The organism is Micromonospora sp. NPDC049047 (genome assembly GCF_040649135.1).
Taxonomy (GTDB): domain Bacteria; phylum Actinomycetota; class Actinomycetes; order Mycobacteriales; family Micromonosporaceae; genus Micromonospora.
This window is the reverse complement of the sequence record NZ_JBEZEY010000045.1, coordinates 1,820-5,348: the sequence shown is the minus strand read 5'-3', so window position 1 is coordinate 5,348 and position 3,529 is coordinate 1,820. Positions and strand designations below refer to the sequence as shown.

Here is a 3,529-nt window from a genome sequence, read left to right as displayed (position 1 = left end):
CTGGAAGATTGTCCGGCGGCGTCCTACTCTCCCACACCCTCACGAGTGCAGTACCATCGGCGCTGGAGGGCTTAGCTTCCGGGTTCGGAATGTAACCGGGCGTTTCCCCTCCGCCATGACCGCCGTAACTCTATGAACATATCAAACAACACCGGCACACACTCACGGGTGTTCGCTTGTTCAGAGTTGCACAGTGGACGCGTAGCAGCTTAGTAGTCAAGTCCTCGGCCTATTAGTACCGGTCAACTGAACCCGTTACCGGGCTTACATTTCCGGCCTATCAACCCAGTCGTCTAGCTGGGGGCCTTACCCCACCAAGGTGGGTGGGATACCTCATCTTGAAGCAGGCTTCCCGCTTAGATGCTTTCAGCGGTTATCCCTTCCGAACGTAGCTAACCAGCCGTGCCCTTGGCAGGACAACTGGCACACCAGAGGTTCGTCCGTCCCGGTCCTCTCGTACTAGGGACAGCCCTTCTCAAGTATCCTACGCGCACGGCGGATAGGGACCGAACTGTCTCACGACGTTCTAAACCCAGCTCGCGTACCGCTTTAATGGGCGAACAGCCCAACCCTTGGGACCTGCTACAGCCCCAGGATGCGACGAGCCGACATCGAGGTGCCAAACCATCCCGTCGATATGGACTCTTGGGGAAGATCAGCCTGTTATCCCCGGGGTACCTTTTATCCGTTGAGCGACACCGCTTCCACTCGCAAGTGCCGGATCACTAGTCCCGACTTTCGTCCCTGCTCGACCTGTCAGTCTCACAGTCAAGCTCCCTTGTGTACTTGCACTCAACACCTGATTGCCAACCAGGCTGAGGGAACCTTTGGGCGCCTCCGTTACCTTTTAGGAGGCAACCGCCCCAGTTAAACTACCCACCAGACACTGTCCCTGAACCGGATAACGGTCCGAAGTTAGATACCCAAATCAACCAGAGTGGTATTTCAAGATTGCCTCCACCCATACTGGCGTATGGACTTCACCGGCTCCCACCTATCCTACACAAGCTAATTCGAGTACCAATGTCAAGCTATAGTAAAGGTCCCGGGGTCTTTCCGTCCTGCCGCGCGTAACGAGCATCTTTACTCGTACTGCAATTTCGCCGGGCCTGTGGTTGAGACAGTGGGGAAGTCGTTACGCCATTCGTGCAGGTCGGAACTTACCCGACAAGGAATTTCGCTACCTTAGGATGGTTATAGTTACCACCGCCGTTTACTGGCGCTTAAGTTCTCCGCTTCGCCCCGAAGAGCTAACAGGTCCCCTTAACGTTCCAGCACCGGGCAGGCGTCAGTCCATATACATCGAATTACTTCTTCGCATGGACCTGTGTTTTTAGTAAACAGTCGCTTCCCCCTGCTCTCTGCGGCCATACAACGCTCCACCCGCGCGGGGCTTCACGTCTCCGGCCCCCCTTCTCCCTAAGTTACGGGGGCAATTTGCCGAGTTCCTTAACCACAGTTCGCCCGATCGCCTCGGTATTCTCTACCTGACCACCTGTGTCGGTTTGGGGTACGGGCCGCTAAGAACTCGCTAGAGGCTTTTCTCGGCAGCATAGGATCACTGACTTCACCTGAATCGGCTCGGCATCACGTCTCAGCCTTCATGCGGTGCGGATTTGCCTACACCACGGCCTACACGCTTACCCCGGCACAACCACCGGCCGGGCTCAGCTACCTTCCTGCGTCACCCCATCGCTTGACTACTACCCATCAGGTTCCCAACCTCCCCACCATCAACCCGAAGGTCTCCAGCAGTTTGGGTGGTTAGCACAACGAGGTTCATCAGGGACGCTCTTTCGCGGGTACGGGAATATCAACCCGTTGTCCATCGACTACGCCTCTCGGCCTCGCCTTAGGTCCCGACTCACCCAGGGCGGATTAGCCTGGCCCTGGAACCCTTGGTCATCCGGCGGAAGGGTTTCTCACCCTTCTTTCGCTACTCATGCCTGCATTCTCACTCGTGCCGCGTCCACAACTGGGTCACCCCGCTGCTTCACTCGCGGCACGACGCTCCCCTACCCATCCACACACCTGCACAAGGAATCACGTCCAAGCGAGGATAAAATGTGAATGCCACAGCTTCGGCGGTGTGCTTGAGCCCCGCTACATTGTCGGCGCGGAACCACTTGACCAGTGAGCTATTACGCACTCTTTAAAGGGTGGCTGCTTCTAAGCCAACCTCCTGGTTGTCTATGCGACCCCACATCCTTTTCCACTTAGCACACGCTTAGGGGCCTTAGCTGGTGATCTGGGCTGTTTCCCTCTCGACTACGAAGCTTATCCCCCGCAGTCTCACTGCCGCGCTCTCACTTACCGGCATTCGGAGTTTGGCTGATTTCGGTAAGCTTGTGGGCCCCCTAGACCATCCAGTGCTCTACCTCCGGCAAGAAACACGCGACGCTGCACCTAAATGCATTTCGGGGAGAACCAGCTATCACGGAGTTTGATTGGCCTTTCACCCCTAACCACAGGTCATCCCCCAACTTTTCAACGTTGGTGGGTTCGGCCCTCCACGCGGTCTTACCCGCGCTTCAGCCTGCCCATGGCTAGATCACTCCGCTTCGGGTCTAGGACACGCGACTGAATCGCCCTATTCAGACTCGCTTTCGCTACGGCTCCCCCACACGGGTTAACCTCGCCACATGCCACTAACTCGCAGGCTCATTCTTCAAAAGGCACGCCGTCACCCCGCAAGGCTCCGACGGATTGTAGGCGAACGGTTTCAGGTACTATTTCACTCCCCTCCCGGGGTACTTTTCACCATTCCCTCACGGTACTCGTCCGCTATCGGTCACCAGGAAGTATTTAGGCTTACCAGGTGGTCCTGGCAGATTCACGGCAGATTTCAGGGGTCCGCCGCTACTCGGGAACACCCACAGAAGGTCAGCAACTTTCACCTACCGGACTCTCACCGTCTACGGTCAGCCATTCCAGACTGTTCGACTAGCCACCAACTTTGTAACTTCTCGAACAAGTGTCAGCTTGTTCAGCAGGGTCCCACAACCCCGACCACGCAACCCCTGACAGGTATCACACGCAGCCGGTTTAGCCTCGATCCGCTTTCGCTCGCCACTACTCACGGAATCACTAAATTGTTTTCTCTTCCTGCGGGTACTGAGATGTTTCACTTCCCCGCGTTCCCTCCACACACCCTATGTGTTCAGGTGTGGGTGACACCACATGACTGGTGCCAGGTTTCCCCATTCGGACACCCTGGGATCACAGCTTGGTTGACAGCTCCCCCAGGCCTATCGCGGCCTCCCACGTCCTTCATCGGCTCCTGGTGCCAAGGCATTCACCGTTCGCCCTTGACAACTTGACCACAAAGATGCTCGCGTCCACTGTGCAATTCTCAACAAACGACCAACCCACAACCCGATCCGCCCCACACCAAACCCAGTCCTCAGACCAGCGGTATGCGAGGCCAAGCCATGCCTGGCAGACTTCCAACCCCCGCAGGGGCCAGACCAGTCTCTGAAACAACAACCAATGGTTGTTCCTTCAGGACCCAACAGGGTGCTCACATCCC

The 3,529-nt window shown here is 56.8% G+C and carries 2 rRNA genes; both read right to left on the bottom strand.

Annotated elements, in window-relative coordinates:
* Window positions 1-10: 10 nt before the first annotated feature.
* A 5S ribosomal RNA gene (rrf, locus tag AB0B86_RS33365) occupies window positions 11-127 on the bottom strand.
* Between the two features lie 85 nt (window positions 128-212).
* A 23S ribosomal RNA gene (locus tag AB0B86_RS33360) occupies window positions 213-3,322 on the bottom strand.
* Between the last annotated feature and the right edge of the window lie 207 nt (window positions 3,323-3,529).